The 20,088-nt window shown below is 63.9% G+C and carries 19 protein-coding genes; 7 read left to right on the top strand and 12 right to left on the bottom strand.

The features are described from left to right. Nucleotides 1-184 precede the first annotated feature (184 nt). Nucleotides 185-2,737, top strand: coding sequence for a Hint domain-containing protein (locus ACN2XU_RS20415; protein WP_419412196.1), 2,553 nt, complete (start codon nucleotides 185-187; stop codon nucleotides 2,735-2,737). Nucleotides 2,738-2,875: 138 nt separating this feature from the next. Here the strand turns inward: ACN2XU_RS20415 and ACN2XU_RS20410 are convergent, their stop codons facing one another. Then, complete coding sequence (locus ACN2XU_RS20410; protein ID WP_419412195.1) at nucleotides 2,876-4,690, bottom strand: ABCB family ABC transporter ATP-binding protein/permease; 1,815 nt, start codon at nucleotides 4,688-4,690, stop codon at nucleotides 2,876-2,878. A gap of 74 nt (nucleotides 4,691-4,764) precedes the next feature. After that, nucleotides 4,765-6,351 (bottom strand): LysM peptidoglycan-binding domain-containing protein, encoded by a 1,587-nt coding sequence (locus ACN2XU_RS20405; RefSeq protein WP_419412194.1) that lies wholly within the window; start codon nucleotides 6,349-6,351, stop codon nucleotides 4,765-4,767. Nucleotides 6,352-6,488: 137 nt separating this feature from the next. On the opposite strand from ACN2XU_RS20405, the gene ACN2XU_RS20400 reads away from it, so the two are divergent. After that, the gene (locus ACN2XU_RS20400; protein WP_419412193.1) at nucleotides 6,489-7,040 is read left to right on the top strand and encodes an LOG family protein; all 552 of its coding nucleotides are present in this window, start codon (nucleotides 6,489-6,491) and stop codon (nucleotides 7,038-7,040) included. Here the strand turns inward: ACN2XU_RS20400 and rarD are convergent. The 3 genes from rarD to ACN2XU_RS20385 all read right to left on the bottom strand — a co-directional run bounded on the left by rarD (nucleotide 6,983) and on the right by ACN2XU_RS20385 (nucleotide 8,847). Further along, complete coding sequence (gene rarD / locus ACN2XU_RS20395) at nucleotides 6,983-7,897, bottom strand: EamA family transporter RarD (RefSeq protein WP_419412192.1); 915 nt, start codon at nucleotides 7,895-7,897, stop codon at nucleotides 6,983-6,985. The genes ACN2XU_RS20400 and rarD overlap by 58 nt on opposite strands. 270 nt (nucleotides 7,898-8,167) lie before the next feature. Beyond that, entirely contained in the window at nucleotides 8,168-8,617 is a 450-nt protein-coding gene (locus tag ACN2XU_RS20390; RefSeq protein ID WP_419412191.1) for a host attachment family protein, read from the bottom strand. After that, nucleotides 8,617-8,847: a hypothetical protein gene (locus tag ACN2XU_RS20385; protein WP_419412190.1), complete on the bottom strand. Its 231-nt coding sequence runs from the start codon at nucleotides 8,845-8,847 to the stop codon at nucleotides 8,617-8,619. The genes ACN2XU_RS20390 and ACN2XU_RS20385 overlap by 1 nt, the downstream gene beginning before the upstream one ends. 174 nt (nucleotides 8,848-9,021) lie before the next feature. On the opposite strand from ACN2XU_RS20385, the gene ACN2XU_RS20380 reads away from it, so the two are divergent. Further along, complete coding sequence (locus ACN2XU_RS20380; RefSeq protein WP_419412189.1) at nucleotides 9,022-9,423, top strand: hypothetical protein; 402 nt, start codon at nucleotides 9,022-9,024, stop codon at nucleotides 9,421-9,423. After that, nucleotides 9,407-9,883, top strand: a complete 477-nt coding sequence (locus ACN2XU_RS20375; protein WP_419412188.1) for a VPLPA-CTERM sorting domain-containing protein — start codon at nucleotides 9,407-9,409, stop codon at nucleotides 9,881-9,883. The genes ACN2XU_RS20380 and ACN2XU_RS20375 overlap by 17 nt, the downstream gene beginning before the upstream one ends. An 89-nt stretch (nucleotides 9,884-9,972) precedes the next feature. On the opposite strand, the gene ACN2XU_RS20370 is transcribed toward ACN2XU_RS20375, so the two are convergent. The 6 genes from ACN2XU_RS20370 to ACN2XU_RS20345 form a co-directional block, all read right to left on the bottom strand. Next, on the bottom strand, nucleotides 9,973-10,572 hold the full coding sequence (locus ACN2XU_RS20370) for a superoxide dismutase (protein WP_419412187.1): 600 nt from the start codon (nucleotides 10,570-10,572) through the stop codon (nucleotides 9,973-9,975). A 143-nt stretch (nucleotides 10,573-10,715) separates the two neighbouring features. Further along, nucleotides 10,716-11,138 (bottom strand): hypothetical protein, encoded by a 423-nt coding sequence (locus ACN2XU_RS20365; RefSeq protein WP_419412186.1) that lies wholly within the window; start codon nucleotides 11,136-11,138, stop codon nucleotides 10,716-10,718. A gap of 148 nt (nucleotides 11,139-11,286) precedes the next feature. Continuing rightward, on the bottom strand, nucleotides 11,287-11,853 hold the full coding sequence (locus ACN2XU_RS20360; protein WP_419412185.1) for a sarcosine oxidase subunit gamma: 567 nt from the start codon (nucleotides 11,851-11,853) through the stop codon (nucleotides 11,287-11,289). Further along, nucleotides 11,846-14,869, bottom strand: a complete 3,024-nt coding sequence (locus tag ACN2XU_RS20355; RefSeq protein ID WP_419412184.1) for a sarcosine oxidase subunit alpha family protein — start codon at nucleotides 14,867-14,869, stop codon at nucleotides 11,846-11,848. The genes ACN2XU_RS20360 and ACN2XU_RS20355 overlap by 8 nt, the downstream gene beginning before the upstream one ends. Nucleotides 14,870-14,945: 76 nt before the next feature. Beyond that, entirely contained in the window at nucleotides 14,946-15,275 is a 330-nt protein-coding gene (locus ACN2XU_RS20350) for a sarcosine oxidase subunit delta (RefSeq protein ID WP_419412183.1), read from the bottom strand. A gap of 133 nt (nucleotides 15,276-15,408) precedes the next feature. Further along, nucleotides 15,409-16,674, bottom strand: a complete 1,266-nt coding sequence (locus ACN2XU_RS20345) for a sarcosine oxidase subunit beta family protein (protein WP_419412182.1) — start codon at nucleotides 16,672-16,674, stop codon at nucleotides 15,409-15,411. 183 nt (nucleotides 16,675-16,857) lie between these two features. Here ACN2XU_RS20345 and ccmI point away from each other — a divergent pair, with 183 nt between their 5' ends. Genes ccmI through ACN2XU_RS20330 form a run of 3 tightly spaced genes read left to right on the top strand, consistent with a single transcriptional unit; the run spans nucleotide 16,858 to nucleotide 18,827 of the window. Next, complete coding sequence (gene ccmI / locus ACN2XU_RS20340) at nucleotides 16,858-18,087, top strand: c-type cytochrome biogenesis protein CcmI (RefSeq protein WP_419412181.1); 1,230 nt, start codon at nucleotides 16,858-16,860, stop codon at nucleotides 18,085-18,087. A gap of 20 nt (nucleotides 18,088-18,107) precedes the next feature. Continuing rightward, nucleotides 18,108-18,575: a Holliday junction resolvase RuvX gene (gene ruvX / locus ACN2XU_RS20335; protein WP_419412180.1), complete on the top strand. Its 468-nt coding sequence runs from the start codon at nucleotides 18,108-18,110 to the stop codon at nucleotides 18,573-18,575. Between the two features lie 9 nt (nucleotides 18,576-18,584). Beyond that, on the top strand, nucleotides 18,585-18,827 hold the full coding sequence (locus tag ACN2XU_RS20330) for a DUF1289 domain-containing protein (RefSeq protein WP_419412179.1): 243 nt from the start codon (nucleotides 18,585-18,587) through the stop codon (nucleotides 18,825-18,827). 2 nt (nucleotides 18,828-18,829) lie between these two features. Here the strand turns inward: ACN2XU_RS20330 and ACN2XU_RS20325 are convergent, their stop codons facing one another. Beyond that, complete coding sequence (locus tag ACN2XU_RS20325; RefSeq protein WP_419412178.1) at nucleotides 18,830-20,041, bottom strand: calcium-binding protein; 1,212 nt, start codon at nucleotides 20,039-20,041, stop codon at nucleotides 18,830-18,832. Nucleotides 20,042-20,088 lie beyond the last annotated feature (47 nt).

Below are 20,088 nucleotides of genomic sequence, written 5' to 3'. Positions count from 1 at the left end.
CTAAGAATTTCCCGCAAATTTGCCACAATCCATGGTTAATACTCCGTTAACAAAGCTGTCCGGCTGCCAAGGTCAGGACGGTCTGGCACACTGGATGAACTGAGACGATCGTCGCGCGGGTCCGACCCGACGCAGACGCAATCACCGGCACCAAGACCGGATGTGACGAGGCAGGAGTAGCGGCATGCCCAACGGGTATCTTGTCACCTTGGGTGACACCAGTCTGGATTCCGGCGATGCGATCAGCGGCGGGCTGATCTCCTTCACCACCGATACCACCCTTGGGGCCGGGCAATGGGTCTGGTCCGGAACCTGGGGTGGCAACAGCTACACCAACGTGCAAGAGCCGGGTGTCTATCACCTTGCGACGAACGGCAACGTGTATTTCGTCCCGAACTACGGTCCGGTCGATGCGCTTGCCTCCTCCTCCGTGGTCAGCGCCCCGAGCTACAGCGCCCCCTCCGACGGCATTGTCACGGGCGACAGCGGCGGCGATGCCATTGATCCCGATTTCGTAGACGGCGACGGCGACCGGCCTGATGGTGGCGATGTTTCGGACGACATCCGATCCGGCGCGGGCAACGATACGGTCACCGCCGGACAGGGCAACGACACCGTCGATGCCGGCGACGGCGACGATCTGGTCTATGGCGACTACGGCAGTTATTCGCCCGCCGCCGTGTCCGAAACACTCGACTGGGCGGCACAGGGTCCGAACGGAACGAGCCTTGCGGGCGGCTTTACCCAGGACACCGGCACCGTCAATGTAACCGTCGGGTTCACCAATAACGGCAACAACGCACCGACGTTTCAGGTCGATACCGCCACGGCGCAGTATACCGGCGGCGCCTTCGATCCAAATTCCTCGCTGTATCTGTACGGACAGGGCGACGGGCCGACCTCGACCACCACCATCGACTTCGCGCCAAGCGCCGAAGGCACAGCGGAGGACGCGGTGGAAAACGTCCAGTTCCGCATCAACGACATCGACTGGGGCAACGCCAATCACACCGACATCGTCACGGTCAACGCCTATGACGCGGACGGCAATCCGGTTCCGGTCAGCTTTACTTTGGGCGGCGGCGATAGCCTGTCGGGCAATACCATCACCGCCGAGGCCGTAGCCGAGAGCCCCAATCAACTTGGCGGATCGGTTCTTGTGGAAATCGCGGGGCCTGTTGCGTCGATCGAGGTCATCTATGCCAATGGTCAGACCAACACCCAAGGCATCTGGATCACCGATATCAGCTTTGAAGCGGTGCCGATCGCGGCGGGCGACGACAGTTTGCTTGGCGGGCTTGGCAATGACACGCTGTTTGGTCAGGGCGGCGATGACACGCTGCTTGGTCAGGATGACGACGACAGTCTGAACGGGGGCATCGGCGACGACAGTGTCGACGGGGGCGTCGGAAACGACACGCTGAACGGGGGGGCGGGCGCCGATACGCTTTTTGGCGGCGCGGGTATGGACTTTGCGAGCTACGAAGACTCCGATGCGGCGGTGACCGTCAACCTTGCCACCAACGCCTTCAGCGGCGGCCATGCCACTGGCGATGTCAACGGTGGCGGGATCGACGGCCTGATCGGTTCGGACTTCGGCGACAGCCTGACCGGATATGACGGTCAGGGACCGGACTGGACCAATGTGTTCTACGGCGGGCTGGGGGCCGATACGCTCGATGGCGCGGGCGGCGACGATTCCCTGTTTGGCGAGCAAGGTATGGATTCGATCCTTGGTGGCGCCGGTAACGATTATATCGACGGCGGCAGCGAAGATGACAGCCTGTCGGGCGGCACCGGCAGCGATACGATGCTTGGCGGCAGCGGCAATGATACGCTCACGGGCGGCGCAGGCGCGGACAGGCTCGACGGCGGCGAGGGTGACGACACCATTCTTGCCGGGGCTGGTGATACGGTGATCGGCGGGGATGGCGATGACGTCATTCGCATCGTCAACACCGGCGACGCGCCGGGCATCATCACTGTTGAAGGCAACACCACCGGCCAGTCCGGGGGCGATACGCTGGATCTGAACGGGCTGGCGGATCGCTCGACGATCACAATCACCGACGATACGGATGGCGAGCTGACCGGCACGGTGACATTGCTCGACGGCACTGTGGTAAATTTTTCCAACATCGACAGCGTGATCTGCTTCACCCCCGGTACGCGCATCCTGACGGACACCGGCCCGCGCCCGGTCGAAAGCCTTGTGCCCGGCGATCTGATCATGACACGCGATCACGGATTGCAACCGCTGGTCTGGACCGGCGCGCGGCGGATGATTGCGCGGGGCGAGCATGCGCCGATTGCCATCGCGCCGCATTTGTTCGGCGGGGCGCGGCCGCTGGTCGTCTCGCCGCAGCATCGGATGCTGATCGAGAGCGCCCAGGCGGAGTTGCTGTTCGGCGCCCGCGAGGTCTTTGCCGCCGCGCGGCATCTGGTTGATGGCGGAGCGGTGCGGCAGGCTGCGGCGGGCGTGATCACCTATCACCACCTGCTCTTGCCGCGTCACGAGGTGATCTATGCGGAGGGCATGGCGACCGAGAGTTTCTTTGCCGGGCCTGCGGGGCTTGAGGCTCTGGATGCGGCCTCGCTCCAGGCCTTGTTCACCGCCCTGCCCGCTCTGCGCAGCGATCCGGGCAGCTACGGCTCTTCGGCGCGGCTCTGCCTGCGCGGGTTCGAGGCGCGCATGTTGCGCGACAGACTGGCCCACCGCATCGCCTCCGTGGCGTGAGGCCGGGGTTCTGGCCCTGATCGGACCTTGGGTGGCCGTGGCGCTCCGGAGCGCGCGCACGCCCGGCCGATCACCGCTCGCCCGGCCTGACCCACCCGCACAACACGGCGTAGGGCGGGGCTATGCCCCGCACCTGTTTCAGGCGGCTTCGTCGTCTTCCGACTGCTGCCGCGCCCAGAGCGCCGCATAGCGGCCCTGCTTGGCCAGAAGCGCGTCGTGGCTGCCCTCTTCGATGACCTCGCCATCCTGCAGGACGACGATGCGATCGGCATCGGCGATGGTCGACAGACGGTGCGCGATGGTGATCACCGTACGCCCCTCGCCTGCCCGGCGCAGCGCCTCCTGGATCGAGGCTTCGGTCTCCGTATCGAGCGCCGAGGTGGCCTCGTCGAGCAGCAGCACCGGCGGATTCTTGAGCAAGGTGCGGGCGATACCCACGCGCTGTTTTTCACCGCCTGAGAGTTTCAGCCCCCGCTCCCCCACGGCCGTGTCGTAGCCTTCCGGCAGGGACTGGATGAAATCATGGATCTGGGCGGCGCGGGCGGCGGCGATGATCTCTTCGTCGCTCGCCCCGTCGCGCCCATAGGCGATGTTGTAGCGGATGCTGTCGTTGAAGAGCACCGTATCCTGCGGCACAACGCCGATGGCCGCATGCAGGCTCTCCTGCGTGACATCGCGAATGTCCTGACCGTCGATGCGGATGGCGCCGCCGCCCACGTCATAAAACCGGAAGAGCAGCCGTCCGATCGTCGATTTGCCCGAGCCGGACGGCCCGACCAGCGCCACGTTCTGCCCGGCCCCGACCGTCACGGAGACACCCTTGAGGATCGGCCGCGCCGGATCGTAGCCAAAGCGCACGTCGTCAAGCTCGACCACGCCCCCGGAGACCGTCAGCGCCGGCGCGCCCGGCTTGTCCGAGACCTCCTGCGGCTGTTCCAGCAGTTCGAACATCTCGCCCATATCCACAAGGCTCTGCCGGATTTCGCGATACACGGTTCCAAGGAAGTTCAGCGGCATGGTGATCTGGATCATGTAGGCATTGACCATTACGAAATCGCCCACGGTGAGGCTGCCCGCCTGCACACCAAGCGCCGCCATCACCATCACCGCCACGAGACCGGTGGTGATCAGGAAGCTTTGGCCAAAGTTGAGGAAGGCCAGCGAGGTTGCGGTCTTCACCGCCGCGCCCTCATAGGCCTGCATCGCCCTGTCATAGCGCGCGGCCTCGCGCTGCTCGGCGCCGAAGTACTTCACCGTTTCAAAGTTCAGCAGGCTGTCGATGGCCTTCTGGTTGGCGTCGGTGTCCTGCTTGTTCATCTCGCGGCGCAGCTTCACCCGCCATTCGGTCACCGCGAAGGTGAACCAGACATAGAGCGCAATGACCAGCGCGACGACGGCCAGATACCAGATGTCGAAAAGGAAGAAGAGAATGCCCCCGACCAGCAGAAGCTCCAGCACCAGCGGCCCGACGCTGAACAGCATGAAGCGCAGCAGGAAGTCCACGCCCTTCACCCCCCGCTCGATGATACGGCTGAGGCCGCCGGTCTTGCGCGTGATGTGATAGCGCAGGGAAAGCCGGTGGATGTGCGAGAAGGTTTCCAGCGCGAGTTGCCGCAGCGCGCGCTGGCCGACCTTGGCAAAGACTCCATCGCGGAGCTGCTGGAATCCGACGGTCATCAGCCGCGCCATGCCATAGGCCACGGTCAGTCCGACGGCGCCCAGCATCAGGTCCGGCACCTCGCCGGAGAGGCTGTCCACTGCCCGTTTGTACAGGATCGGGGTGCCAACGGCGATCAGCTTGGCAATCACCAGCAGGCCAAGCGCGATCACGACACGCCGCTTTACCCATGACTTGCCATCCGGCCAGAGGTAGGGACCAACCTTGCGAATGGTGCGCAGGCCGGAGCGGCGTTCTTCGGCTGCGATCTCGGCGGCAGAGGTATCAGGGGGCATGGGCACATCCTTCTGGTCAGTGTCCCTGACTTAAGAGCCCTACGCCGGAAACACCAGCCCGCGCCGAATTCGTCTCAGTCCTGGGGCAGGTCGAAAATCTGGCCGGGATAGATCAGATCGGGATCGCGGATGCGGTCACTGTTGGCCTCGTAAACCTTGACGTAGTCGAGCCCCTCGCCATAGCGATCCCGCGCGATCGCCCAGAGCGTATGCCCGGGCTGCACGGTGATCGCGGTCACCGGCCCGTCATTCGCCGCCGCAGCCAGCGTCTCCGGGCTCTCGCGCAGGAACGGGCTTTCGACCCGCGCCGTCACGCCGCCGCCCGCGTCGATCTGATCGACACGCAGTGTGTAGGTGCCGGTGTCGACCTGCGGCAGCGTGATGCGCCAGCGGCCATCGGCCTGAATGCGGGAGGTCGTCAGCGGCGCATTGTCGAGATAGACCCGAATGAAGCCGTCCTCGTCGCCGCGCCCGCTGATCAGCACCTCGCCGGCGGCGTCATAGCTGATCGAGTCCAGCGCCACGGCGCCGGGGGCCAGCGGTGCGGTTTGCATGACCTCGATCCCGTTCGGGCCGGAGACAAGCACGGCCGGCGCCTGCGCGGCAGCGGTCGCACGGGTTTGCGCGGTCCCGGTGGTCTGCGGCTCCGCCGGTGCGGATGCGGCGCCCTGCTCGGCGGAGGCGTCGTCGCTCGGCGCCTGAAGGGGCGAACCGCCGTCGACACCACGGCGCGCATCACTCTCGGCAGCGGCCAGTTCCACGGCCTGCTCGTCTGGCAATCCGGCGGGATCGGACGCGGGCTCTGCCTTTGCCATCGCAGGGGCCGGGTCTTCGGCCTCTGGCGTCATCCCCGCGGACCGCTCAGTCTCGGTCTTGGCCTCGGTCTCTGTCTCGACGTTGACTTTTGCCTCCGGCTGGAGATCGGTCTCCGGCTCTGCCATGGTTTCGCCGCCGGGCGCAGCGGCCAACCCGTCCTGTGACAAACCAGCGGTGCCTGCACTGGCGATCCGCGCGTCATCAGGGGTGGCCGTTGCTTCCGGTTCGGCGGCAATCGTTTGGGGGACTGGGGCCGGAGCCACGATCGCCTCTTCCTCCGACGGCGTCTCCTTGCCATCGAGGGTTTGCAGCAAACTCAGGACATGCGCGCGCTCGCTGGCGTCCAGATCCAGGAACAGCGCGAAAGTGCCATCGGAGGCGATCTGCGTATCGGCCAGACGCGCCCCATCCACGATCACCGTGACCATGGCGCCCGGCGCGCCGACACCGGCCACCATCGTGCCACCCGCCGGATCGGGGCGCACCAGATCGAAACTGGGCGCTTCGGGATTGCCCGCGATCTGCGGCGCGGCGCTGCTGGCCCGGGGCTCCGGCGCCGAGGCAGTGGCGATCCCCGCATCGCGATCCGGATCTGCACCGGGGCTCAGATCGGAGGGCGCCCGGATGCTCGGCGCCGCGCCCCCTCCGGGAGCCAGCGTCAGCGCCGTATCCGTCTCCGGCGGGTTCATGAGACCATCCGGCGCGGCGCTCTCCACCTGCGGCGCAAGCAGCGCGGTCTGCTCCGGTGCGCTTTCTGGCGTCACCTCTGGCGCACGGTCGAACCAACCGCCGTTGAAGGCCGCAACGGCGACCCCCACGATGGCCAGACCGCCGATCGCGGTCATGACAGCCGAGTTCCTCATCGCTTGTCCAAGATCTTGTTCTTTCCCCAGGTCTCCGCGCTGGCAGGCGCGATTGAGCGTGTATATCAAGTGCCTTAGCGAGGGTCAAAAGCCCAGTATACCCGAATCCGGAGCCTGAAATGTCAAAAAAATCCATCTGTGTCTATTGCGGCTCCCGCTTCGGCAACGACCCGGCCTATACCGAGCAGGCCGAGATCATGGGCCGGCTGATCGCCGAGGAAGGCTGGCGGCTGGTCTATGGCGCGGGGGATGTCGGGCTGATGGGCGCCGTGGCACGAGCGGCCCAGGCCGCCGGGGGCGAGACCTTCGGGGTGATTCCGACGCATTTGCTGGCCTGGGAAGTGGGCAAGCGTGACCTGACCACCTTCGTGATCACCGAGACCATGCACGAGCGCAAGAAGGTCATGCTGATGAATGCCGATGCGGTTGTGGTGATGCCCGGCGGCGCGGGATCGCTCGACGAATTCTTCGAGGTGCTCACCTGGCGGCAGCTTGGGCTGCACGCCAAACCCATGGTCCTGCTGGACGTGGCGGGCTACTGGGCGCCGCTCAAGGCGTTGTTGCAGCACACCGTCGATCATGGCTTTGCCGACGAAAGTCTGCTCGATTTCGTTCAGAGCGGCGCTTCGGCAACCGAGGTGGCCAGCCTTTTGCGGCGCGCCCTGTCCTGAGCGAGGCTCGTGCCGGAATACAGCGCCAGCGCCAGCCAGATCATGCCAAAAGCGATGACATGATACCCGGGCAACGCCTCGCCAAAGAGCACCACGGCACAAAAGAACTGCAGCGTCGGGTTGAGGTACTGCATCAGCCCGACCGTCGCCATGCTGAGTTTCTGCGCGGCGGCGGAGAACAGCACCAGCGGCAAGGCGGTCAACAGTCCGGAAAAGACCAGAAGGCCGGAGGTCGAAACATCCGCGCCAAACACCCCTGCCCCATGGGTATGCAACCACAGCAGATAGAGCGCGGCAGGCCCGGCGAGCAGCGCGACCTCACCGGTGACGGAGACGACCGGTCCTGTGCTCAGGCGTCGTTTGACGAGACCGTAAAGGCCGAATGAGCTGGCCAGGACAAGCGAAATCCAGGGCGCGGCGCCGAGGCCCCAGGTGAGCTGAACCACGCCGACCGCAGCCAGCAGCACAGCCGCCCATTGCAACAAGGCCAGCCGCTCCTTCATCACGATCACGCCCAGCAGAACCGACACCAGCGGAAACATGTAATAGCCGAGCGAGGTTTCCGTGACATGCCCCGCCTGGACCGAAAAGATGAAGAGGAACCAGTTGGCCGAGATCATCACCGCCGCAAAGCTGAGAATCGCCACGTTGCGTCCGGTCGAGAGCGCCTTGCGCAATTGCCCAAGCCGGCCCTGCACCGCCAGCAGCCCGGCAAAGACGACAAGCGACCAAAGCGTGCGATGCGCCAGCAGCTCCAGCGGGGGAACATGGACCAGAAGTTTGTAGTAGATCGGGGACAGACCCCAGATCGAACAGGCTCCGATCATTAGCAAAATGCCTGCCTTGCTGTCTGTCATCACGTCGCTCCAAGCCGTCCCCGGACGGTCTACGCCTGTAGCACCGGAGCGGCAAGCGATCAGCAGGCGCGCGCATTGACGGGCGGGCGGGAGGCATTGCCGCCTGCGCGAAATACCGTCATCAAGGCGGCGGCAGGGCGATGCCCCGAAGATCAGCGGGATGCCTCACGCCCGGCGACATGGTCGAGCGTGTCGCGGGCCGCAATGGTCAGCGCGGTCAAACGCTCCGACGAGGCCCCCTCGGTCGGAGGCCCCGCCTGGCCACCGGAATCACGCCAGCTCCTTTTTGAGCAGGGCTTCGATCTTGTCGATGGGGTGGTTCGTCAGGGTCTTGTCGACCTCAGCCACCACCTTGTCCGAAACCTCCTTGTGCATCTTGTCGCGTAACTCGCCCAAGGTTGCGGGCGGCGCGACGAGGACAAGCCGCTCAAAGGCCCCCTTGTGCGCCTGCTTGTAGAGAATGTCCGCCAGATCGTCGGCGAACCGTTCTTTCGCCAGCTCGTGCCAGTCGGTGTCATCCACCGCTGACTTCTGCCCCGGCCCGCCGTCGTGCATCCGGCCCGGACGATTGGCGGATTGATCGTAATCGGACGGGTTGTCCTGCTCCTCGATCCGCACAACGTTCAGATCCGGGTCCTGTGCATCGACGTCATTGCGCAGGAACAGGGCCTTTTCGCCGTCGGCAACCAGAACCCATGTGCCCTTGGTCAGGATGGCCATCACACGCCCTCCTTGTCACCGCTTTTGTCCTGATCCTGCGCAAGCGGACGTGTCGCGCCCGCAGAGGTTTCGTCATAGCGCTTTTCCTCGTCGCGGGTGCCGGTCTTGCGGGCAATCTCGCCACCGGACCGGCCAGCGCCGGAGGGCGCTTTGTTCAGGTTCTCAGGAGTCACCCCAAGAACCTCTTCAGTTTCGCGGCGGCTATCTTTGGAACGATTTCGCTCAGTCATGGCAGGCTCCTTTCGTCTGTCTGAAAAACCAACGGTTTCAAAGCAATTGTGTTCCGGCCTGCATCTTGCATTCTTGCCCCCTGCGCTTTGCCCCGGATCGAAACAACACTTCGTTTTTCCGCAAAACGTGTATTGTGGGTATATTATCAAACCCAATTTTCTTCAGGAGTTCATATGCGAGCATTTCAACTGTCAGTGATCGCGCTTGGCGCATCCATGATCCCGTGTACGCTTGTTGCCGCGTCGCTGACCTATACCAGTTTCACGGGTGAGCATTATCATTCAGGCGGCAATATCGGCACCGGCTATATCGCAACCACCGTTGCGGATCGCACCTCCGCCTTTGGCCCGAACGGCGCTGGCTATGTCTTTGATACGGTCTCTGACAGTTATGGCGGCGAAATATCGGCCGGGCGAGTCGGAACCGGCACCGCCACCGGCCATACCTTTGGACAGATGACCAGCACCGGTTTCGCCTTCAGCTCTGACGTAACGACGGAAGTCGTATGCGTTGCAAATCCCACGGCAGCGACCTGCCCCCCCCTTTATCCGCAGCCAGATGGATTTCACGCTTGAATTCGTTCCCGATGTCGCGACCATCTTGTATTATGATGTGAACTGGGCGGGTGGCAATGAGGCCACCGGGGTCAGCATCGTCGATTACGTTGACTACTCCATTTCCCGTTTCAACGGGTCCGGCTATATCAATCTGCACGGCTATTCCACCAACGGCACCGGCGAGATCGCCGCCGCCGGTGACGATACCGGCTTCGTCAACCTGCTTGCCGGGACGACCTATCGCTTTACGGTCGAGTTGTCTGCATACGCCATTTCCAGCGGCGGCATAGGCGTTCCGTTTGTCGACGGCGGCCGCATTGATCTGTCGTTCAACACAGTCGAAGCCAATGCCAATGCCAACGCGGTCGACAGCCTGCTCTCTCCCGTTCCGCTGCCGGCCTCGCTCTGGTTGATGATCGGGGCGATTGGCGGCCTTGCCGGGATCCGGCGACGCGGACGCGGCGCGCAGGCGCAGTGAGACCGGATCGGGGTCAGGCCCCGTAACAAGGCGCAAACAAAAAGGCCCGCCAAATTGGCGGGCCTTTCGATAGTCCGGTGTGAGGGAGATCAGAGGCGCGAGGCCACGTTTTCCCAGTTCACCAGGTTGTCGAGGAAGTTCGACAGGTAGGCGGGACGCTTGTTGCGGAAGTCGATGTAGTAGGAGTGCTCCCACACATCGCAACCCAGCAGAGCGGTCTGGCCGAAGCACAGCGGGTTGACGCCGTTTTCGGTCTTGGTGACCTTCAGGCCGCCATCGGTATCCTTGACCAGCCACGCCCAGCCGGAGCCGAATTGACCGGCGCCTGCGGCGGAGAAATCTTCCTTGAACTTGTCGACGGTGCCAAAGCTTTCCTTGATGGCCGCTTCCAGCTCGGACGGCATGGCGCTGACGTCGGGACCCATCATTTCCCAGAACTGGGTGTGGTTCCAGTGCTGCGAGGCGTTGTTGAAGATGCCGTTCTGAGCAACCGCGTTCGCGTCGTAGCTGCCCTTGATGATCTCTTCAACGGACTTGCCTTCCCACTCGGTGCCGGCAATCAGCTTGCTGCCATTGTCGACATAGGCCTTGTGGTGGATGTCGTGGTGGTACTCCAGCGTTTCCTGGCTCATGCCCTTGCTGGCCAAAGCGTCGTGAGCATAGGGAAGATCGGGAAGTTCGAAAGCCATTATGTAGCCCTCCATGTTAGCTGCGTTTTCTTGCCACTATACCTGTCGCGGGACCGGGGGGGCGTCAAGGGCTAGCGGCGCAGGGAATGGTGCAAAAATGCACGGCCCTCTGCGCCCTTGCCTGCGAAATATCCCTCAAACCCTTATTTGATAGGCTTGATTTCGCACTTGCCCTTGCCACGGAATGTATCGGCATAGCCGAGCGGCAGCGCCGAGACGTTCAGGTCACCGCTGGCCTTGATATAGGTCGCGCGATACTGGATCGTGCCAGTCTGGTTCGCCCGGTTCTTGAACTTGAGATCCCAGGCAAAGGTCGTGCGCTTGGCGTTGTCGGTCTTGATCCGGCCACGCAGCGGCTGACCATCGTTGTAATACAAAATGACAGGGTCCGAGACGACAATTTCCTTGGAACCTTCTTCGACGCCGATAAAGATCACTTCCGGGACATACCCAATCCCACCGGATTCCTTGACCTGGCATTCATAGCCGAGCCTCCCGGCGTTTGCAGCGCCGCCTATGCTGAAAATACAGGCCGCTGCGGCAACCACATTGAAAAGAAAACGCATATTGTCCCTTACCTTCGGATTCACTTGCCGAGGCAGGTTAACGATTTATCGCAACGGAATACAATCCATGCAGCCGATGATTGGCGTCAAAAAAAACGGCGCGGGCGCTGTATCGCACCCGCGCCTATTTTTTCGCACGATTACGGTATCAGAAGAAATCGACCGCGCTTGCGGGATGCGCTGACGTCTTGAGCAGACCCATCACGTAATCCGCCACCGAACGGAAGCAGATCAGTTGCGCCTCTTCCTCGGTATTCAGCCAGAACGCCGCCGCGACCTGGGCGAGCCGTGTGCGCTTGACCTGGCCGACCGGCAGCCCCTCGGGCGAGAGGTCCGCAGGCGAAAGCTTGGCCAGCACCTCGCGCACCTGCGGCCCGGTGATGCGGAATACGGCGCGCGCATCCGAGACGTTGGCGACAAGCGCGTGCGTGCCCGTGAGCGCCGCGGTCATACGCTCGACAGCTTCTGGCGCCTCTGCATAGGCGCACAGAACCAGCAGCTCATCGGGCGCCATCCACAGAATGCCGCGCTCTGCGTCGATGCTGGCACGGCGCTGCGACGGGATGTCCACGGATGTGACATCGGTCGCGGCCCGGCGAATGTCCGACGCCGAAAGATCGCCGCGCAGCGTGATCATGCCCATCGGGCCGATTTCTTCGATCTTCACGAGGCCATCATAGCTGGCGTGCATCAGGGGGCTGACGGGTTCAGACATTCTGTTTCTCCCCTTCCGGGTCAAAGAAGACCGGATTGACGATCTTGGCGGCCACGAGCGTTTCGCCATCGTCCTTCATGAAATGGATGATTTCCCCCATCCGCTCCGGCCCGTTCAGGACCAGACCCATGGCAATCCCCTTGCCGAGCGTCGGCGAATGGTAGGTCGAGGTCACGCGGCCTTGCGTGTTGCGCTGGCGGTTGGCGTTGCGGCCATCCATGATCGCATAAGCGCCATCGGGCAGCACCGAGCCATCCACCGTCTCCAGCCCGACAAGCTGCCAGCGTGTGGGATCGGTCATATGGCTGCGCTGCTGCGCCCGCTTGCCCAGGAAATCCTCTTTCTTCTTCGAGATCGCCCAGTGCAGGCCAAGATCCTGCGGAATCACCGTGCCGTCGGTTTCGTCCCCGATCATGATAAAGCCCTTCTCGGCCCGCATGATGTGCAGACATTCGGTGCCGTAGGGCGTGATGTTCCACTGCGCCCCGATCTGCATGCACAGATCCCAGAAGGCCTGACCATGGCTGGCAGGCACGGCAATCTCATAGCTCAGCTCGCCGGAGAAAGAGATGCGATAAGCGCGGCAGGGAATGCCCGCCAGTTCGCCGTCTTTCCACTCCATGAAGGCCAGCGCCTCCTTGGAGACATCCATACCGCCAAGCGCTTCGAGCAGCTTGCGGGCGTTGGGGCCGACCACGGCGATCTGGGCGTATTGCTCGGTGACATTGGCGGTATAGACCTTCCAGTCCCACCACTCGCACTGCAGCCAGTCTTCCATATGGGCGTGGATGTGATCCGCGCCGCCGGTGGTGGTGTGGCACAGGAACGTGTCTTCGTCGATCCGCGCCACCACGCCGTCATCCATCAGGAAGCCGTTCTCCGAACACATCAGCCCGTAGCGGCATTTGCCCGGCTTCAGCGTGCTCATCATGTTGGTGTACATCATGTCGAGGAAACGGCCCGCGTCCGGCCCTTTGACGATGATCTTGCCAAGCGTGGAGGCGTCCAGCAGACCAAGGCTTTCGCGGGTGCTCTTCACTTCGCGCATCACCGCGTCGTGCTTGCTCTCGCCCGCCTTTGGGAAGCAGTAGGGCCGGCGCCAGTGGCCGACCGGCTCGAATTCAGCCCCGTTTTTCTCGTGCCAGGCGTGCATCGGCGTCTTGCGTAGCGGCTGGAATATCTCCCCCCGTGCCTCACCTGCGATCGCTCCCATGGAAATGGGTGTGTAGGGCGGACGGAAGGTGGTGGTTCCGACATGCGGAATCTCTTCACCCAAAGCATGAGAAAGCGTCGCAAGACCGTTGATATTGCTAAGCTTCCCCTGATCCGTCGCCATGCCGAGCGTGGTGTAGCGCTTGGTGTGTTCGACGCTCTCGTACCCCTCGCGGGCGGCGAGCTGAACGTCTGAAACCTTGACGTCGTTCTGGTAATCCAGCCAGGCTTTCGATCTGAACTCATAACCCGCGCCCTGTGGCATGAGCCAGACTGGCGTCATCGGTGCCTCTTCGACGACCTTCGCGGTCGCGGCCACTCCGGCAGAGCCGGTGCCGCCAGAACGCCCGGCGGCGCGCTGGCCCGCCTCATGGGCATCTGTCAGGGCATCGTTCAGGCCAAGATGGCCAGTTGCGGTGCCTGCGGTGGTGACAAAGGGTTTGCCATCGGCGCCGGTGGGCGCGCGATCCGCGTCGGGGCGGAAGAAGGCATGCTCGTCGTCCCAGACCAGCTTGCCGCCGCAATGCGACCACAGGTGCACCACCGGGGACCAGCCGCCGGACATGGCGACACAGTCGCAGGCGATTTCCTCGACCATCGCGCCTTCACCCGCCTGCGAACAAACGACAACGCCGGTGACGCGCTTGCCGCCTTGCACCTTGGCAATGCCCTGCCCTTCGAGCACGCGAATGCCCGCTGCCTTGGCCTGTTCAACCAGCGGCGGCGCGATGACGTGCACGCGCACATCAACGATTGCCGGAACACTCAGACCGGCGGCCTTGAGTACCAGCGCCGTGCGGTAGGCGTCATCGTTGTTGGTGACAATCACCGTGCGATCGCCAATGGAAACACCGTAATCGACGGCATAATCGCGCACCGCAGAGGCCAGCATGACACCCGGAATGTCGTTGCCGGCAAAGGAAAGCGGACGCTCGATCGCGCCGGTCGCCGTGACCACCTGCCCGGCCCGGACCCGCCAAAGACGGTGGCGCGGGCCGCCTGCCTTCGGATCGTGGTCGGTCAGCCGCTCATAGGCCAGAACATAGCCATGATCATAGACCCCGGCCCCCATGCAGCGCGCCCGCAGCGTGACGTTGGGCATCGCGTCCAGCGCGGCGACGGTCTCCGCGATCCAGTCCTCGGCCGCTTTGCCGTCGATCTCACCGCCATCAACCGGCGTGCGCCCGCCCCAATGGGCGGTTTGCTCGATCAACAGAACCTTGACGCCACTCTCCCCGGCCGCCTTCGCCGCCTGCAGACCGGCAACGCCGCCGCCGACCACCAGCACATCTACATGCGCATAGAAATGCTCATAGGTGTCAGGATCGCGCGTCTCCGCATCCGGCGCCATGCCAAGACCGGCGGACTTGCGGATGAACGGCTCATAGATGTGCTTCCAGAAGCTGCGAGGGTGGATGAACATCTTGTAATAAAAGCCCGCAGGCAGGAACCGTGCGACGCTCTGGTTGATCGCGCCGACGTCGAACTCAAGGCTGGGCCAGTGGTTCTGCGAGCTCGCCTTGAGACCATCGAACAACTCGGTCGTGGTGGCGCGGGCGTTGGGCTCGTGGGTGTTGCCCTCTCCGAGATTCACCAGCGCGTTCGGCTCTTCCGCGCCGGAGGCAACCACACCGCGCGGACGGTGGTACTTGAAGCTGCGGCCCATCAGCATCTGGTCATTGGCCAGAAGCGCGGAGGCCAGCGTATCCCCGGCATGCCCCGTCAGGCGTTTGCCGTTGAAGGTAAACTGGACCTGCTTGGAGCGGTCAATCAGACGGCCGGATTTGGCAAGACGTGTGCTCATGATATGGAGCCTTCGCTAAGGTCGGATCGCGGGGCGCCGCCCCGGGTCATCGCGGTATTTCGGGCCAGAGGGATCATCAGGAAAAGCCGCGCCAGGACCAGCCGGGATGGCGGGCAGAGACGGCGTCCCTGATGTGTTGCGGCGGCTCTGTGGTTTGCGCCGGATATGTGCCAAAGACTTCAAGCGTGGCGGTGTCGCGCGCGGCGAGGAACCACTTACCGCAGCCATAGGCATGCCGCCAGCGCTCAAAATGCACGCCGCGCTGGTTCTCGCGCATGAAGAGATAGCCTTCGAAATCGGCCTCATCGGAGCCGGGTCCGAAGCGTTTGAGGTGCGCCTCGCCGCCGGGGCTGAGTTCGGTTTCATCGGCCTGCACGCCGCAGCAGGGGCATTGGAGAGTTAGCATGATTGGACCCTCTGGCTGGTCAGGTGTTCAAGGGCGGCGCCCGGTCCGTGGGTGGGCGTGAGGCGCCCGCCCCGGGGGGCAGGCCCGGCGCTGCCCGGCGTTGCCGCCGGGCGGAAGATTTGAGCGAAGCCCATCAATGCGCCACCCCCGCCGCGACGCTTTCATCAATGAACTTGCCTTCGCGGAAGCGGAACATGCTGAATTCGTCGGTCAGCGGCGATTGCCCGCGTGCCATCAGCTCGGCAAAGCCCCAGCCGGAGCCGGGGATCGCCTTGAACCCGCCTGTCCCCCAGCCGCAGTTGATGAAGATGTTTTCGACCGGGGTCTTCGACAGGATCGGCGAGCGGTCGCCGGTCATGTCCACGATGCCGCCCCATTGCCGCAGCATCTTGAGGCGGGACACCATCGGAAAGGTTTCGATCAGCGCGCGCACGGTTTCTTCGATGTGGTGAAAACTGCCGCGCTGGGTGTAGTTGTTGAAACCGTCCGCGCCGCCGCCGATGACCATTTCGCCCTTGTCGGACTGGCTCATGTAGCCGTGCACGGTGTTGGCCATCACGACGCAGTCCATGACCGGCTTGATCGGCTCGGAGACCAGCGCCTGCAACGCCACGCTCTCGACCGGCAGGCGGAAGCCCGCCATCTCCGCCAGCACGCCGGAATGCCCCGCCACGACGATGCCGAGCTTGTCGCAGTCGATCTCGCCCTGGGTGGTGTTGACGCCGCGCACCTCGCCGCCGTGCTGGCGGATGCCGGTGACTTCGCATTTCTGGATGATGTCCATGCCCATATCGCTGCAGGCCCGGGCATAGCCCCAGGCCACGGCATCATGCCGCGCGGTTCCGCCGCGCGCCTGCCACAGACCGCCGAGCACGGGATAGCGCGGACCATCAAGGTTGATGATCGGTACGATCTCCTTGACGCGGGCGGGCGAGATGAACTCGGTTGTGACCCCCTGCAGGGCATTGGCATGGGCGGTGCGCTGATAGCCGCGCACTTCGTGTTCGGTCTGCGCGAGCATGATGACGCCGCGCGGGCTGAACATCACATTGTAGTTCAGATCCTGCGACATCGTCTCATAGAGCGAGCGCGATTTCTCATAAATCGCCGCCGAGGGGTCCTGCAGATAGTTGGAGCGGATGATGGTCGTGTTGCGGCCCGTGTTGCCACCGCCAAGCCAGCCCTTTTCGATCACCGCCACATTGGTGATGCCGAAATTGCGCCCGAGGTAGTAAGCCGTGGCAAGACCATGCCCACCGGCACCGACGATCACCACGTCATAGCGTTTCTTCGGCGTCGCCTTGCGCCACGCCCTGTCCCAGCCGGTGTGATGGCGCATCGCTTCGCGGGCGACGGCAAAAACCGAGTAGCGTTTCTTCGGAGAGGTATTGAGGGGCATGACGTCGAATCCGGAGTGTGGCCTGTCTGGGGTTCTGAGTAATGGTGATAGCGCACCGGGCGGCGCTCGCAACCGTCACAATTCGGGGCAGTTGCGACATGGACGCCCACCAGACGCCATTTGCTCTTTTTTCCAGCGCCTTCCTGCCATAGATGCTGGGTATAGAATGGGAGTAGAGAGACCATGGTTTTCTGGATCGTCGCCTTCGGCCTGTGCCTTGCAGTTGCCGCGCTGATTGCGCGGGGGTTGATGGCTGGCCGCACGACCGCGACCCCGGCCTCGGCCTTCGACCTGCAAGTCTACCGCGACCAGCTCAGCGAGATTGAACGCGACGCCGAGCGCGGGGTCATCCCTGCCGAAGAGGCAGACCGCCTGCGCACCGAGGTCTCCCGCCGGATTCTGGCCACCGACGCCAAGGCGAAAACCGGCGAGCAGAGCGCCGTTGCATCGGCCCGGGGCAACACGATTCTGGCCGCACTGATCGCCCTTGTCGTGCTGGGCGGCGGCTTCGGCACCTATTGGCTCATCGGCGCGCCCGGCTATCCGGATTTGCCGCTGGCAGGCCGCATCGAAGCCGCCAAGGACGCCCGGGACAACCGCCCGGATCAGGCCACCGCCGAAGCGAGCCTGCCACCGGCCCCGGCGCTGGACGCGCCGGACGATTACAGCGACCTCGTGGCGCGGCTGCGCACCGCCGTGGCCGAACGGCCCGATGACATGCGCGGGTTGACCCTGCTGGCGCGTTCCGAGGCCGCGCTTGGCAATTACGCGCAGGCGCACAAGGCGCTCGCCCGCATCATCGAACTCAAGGGCGAGGCGGCCACCGCCAAGGATTATGCCGATCTCGCCGACATGATGGTGATCGCGGCGGGCGGCTATGTCTCGCCGGAGGCCCAAAAGGCCTTGGAAGCCGCCCTCGCCCGCGATCCGCGCAATGGCGTCGCGCGCTATTACGGCGGCCTGATGATGGCCCAGACCGGACGGCCTGATGTCGCCTTCCGCATGTGGGATCAATTGCTGCGCGAAAGCGAGGCGGATGCGCCCTGGCTGCCCCCGATCCGTGGCCAGATCGAGGAACTGGCGTTCCGCGCCGGGGTGTCCGGCTACGAGCTGCCCGAGGTCGCTGCGCCCCTGCGTGGCCCGAGCGAAGGCGACATCAATGCCGCATCCGACATGACACCAGACGAGCGCATGGACATGATCCGTGGCATGGTCGCGCAGCTCTCCGACCGGCTTGCAACGGAGGGGGGCACCCCGCCGGAATGGGCGCGGCTGATCTCCTCGCTCATGGTACTGGGCGATGCCGAGCAGGCGACGGCGATCTGGACCGAGGCACAGGAGCGCTTTGCCGAGCAGCCGGAGGCCCTGCAAACGATCCGCGCCGCGGCCGAACGCGCCGGACTGCTGGACTGAATGGGCGGAGCGGAGCACGCATGATTCACGACGACATCGCCGCGTTCAGAACGGCCCTGCCGCCGATGACGGCGCTTGCGGGGCTCGACCTGGGCACCAAGACGATTGGCGTGGCGGTTTCGGACGGGCTGCGCAGCATCGCGACGCCGCTCCAAACCATCCGCCGCAAGAAATTCACGCAGGACGCAGAGGCGCTGCTGGCCATTCTGCACAACCGCCGGATCAGCGGCATCGTGCTTGGACTGCCACGCAACATGGACGGCAGCGAAGGCCCGCGCTGCCAATCGACCCGCGCCTTCGCGCGCAATTTCGAACGGCTGTGGAACGGGCAGATCACCTTCTGGGATGAGCGCCTCAGCACCGTGGCCGCCGAGCGCGCGCTTCTGGAGGCGGATACGTCACGAAAACGTCGCTCCGAGGTCATTGACCACGTGGCGGCCGGATACATTCTGCAGGGCGCGCTGGACCGCCTGCGCCACCTTGGATAAAGACCCGACATGACTGACGAAATCTGGAAACGCAACGAGATCGACAGCCCCTGCACAAAGGTCTGCGTCATCCATCCGGAGGCGCGGCTCTGCACGGGCTGCTACCGCTCCATCGACGAAATCACCGCCTGGTCGCGCATGACCCCGGAGACGCGCCGCGCCGTGATGGCAGAGCTGCCAGAACGGGCAACCCTGCTGTCTCAGCGCCGGGGGGGACGCGCGGCCCGTCTGAAACGGCGCGTCGAGGGCTAGGCTTACGCCGAAGGCGCTTCGATAAACACGATATTGTCGGCGGAGAAGCCATTCGCGACACCGTCCGTGATCCGCGCGATCTCCAACGCTTCGCCGTTTATATCGATAAGGACCACCATGTCCGCGGTGCCCGCCAGCGGTACAACGGAGACATCCATGGGCGAGTCGCTCGAACCCAGCTCGATCTGCAGGACATCCTGCTCTGGGCCGGTGGTTTGGAAATCGACAATGGTTGCGCCGAACGGAGCCTCAGACCCCGGCGGACGCGACGCCAGATCGCCGCGCTCGGCGATCTCGACCACGAAAATGTCCGCCCCCGCACCGCCGCTGACTTCATTGTCCCCTGCCCCGGCGTCGATGGTATCGGCCCCCGCGCCGCCGAAGATCGCATCATTCCCCGCACCGCCAAAGAGAAGATCGTCGCCGTCGTCCCCGAATAGCCTGTCCGTCCCGTCCCCGCCGAGAATGCTGTCATCGCCGCTGCCGCCTTCGACGATGTCGTCGTTGCGTCCGGCCCAGAGCGTGTCATTGCCCGCGCCACCATTGATCGTATCGCCATCGGTATCGCCGGAGCCATAGGTGTTGACCACGATAAAGTCGTTCCCATCCTGACCAAAGGCAGCATCCGCGCCCTGCTCAAGCCGGATGGTATCATCGCCGCCGCCGCCAAAGACGGAATCATCACCGTCACCGGTACGGATGCTGTCGTTGCCGTCGCCGCCAAACATCTGGTCACCGTCATCGCCGCCAACCAGCGTGTCATCGCCCGCTTCGCCATCAAAGACGTTCTGACCACCCCCGCCAACAAGCCGGTCGTTTCCAGCCCGGCCAAGGAGCGTGTCGTCGCCATTGCCGCCCAGCAGCTTGTCGTTGCCGTCCTCGCCGTCCAACCAGTCGTTTCCGTCGCCACCAAGCAGCTTGTCGTCGCCAATGCCCCCGGACAGGCTGTCTCTGCCCGCTTCTCCATGCAGGGTGTCGTCGCCCGCGCCGCCATCCACCGTGTCGTTTCCCGCGCCCGCATAGATCAGATCGTTGCCCGCCATCGCGTCGAACAGCGCGTTCGATGCGCCAAGGTCTTCGACATCATCCCCGGGTGTGCCCGAGGTCATCGCCGGTGATCCGTGGGGCAAATCGTCATCGTCGTCAGACCCGGAGCCGAAATCGACCAAAGAGCCCAGGACCAGCAGGGGCAAGAGACTCAGAAACAACAGCATCACGCGTTCTCCAAACACAGTTGGTGAACAATTCCTTAATGCCGGAT

The sequence above is a fragment of the Pacificoceanicola niger genome (genome assembly GCF_048553275.1).
GTDB lineage: Bacteria > Pseudomonadota > Alphaproteobacteria > Rhodobacterales > Rhodobacteraceae > Pacificoceanicola.
This window is presented reverse-complemented; position numbering and strand designations above follow the sequence as displayed.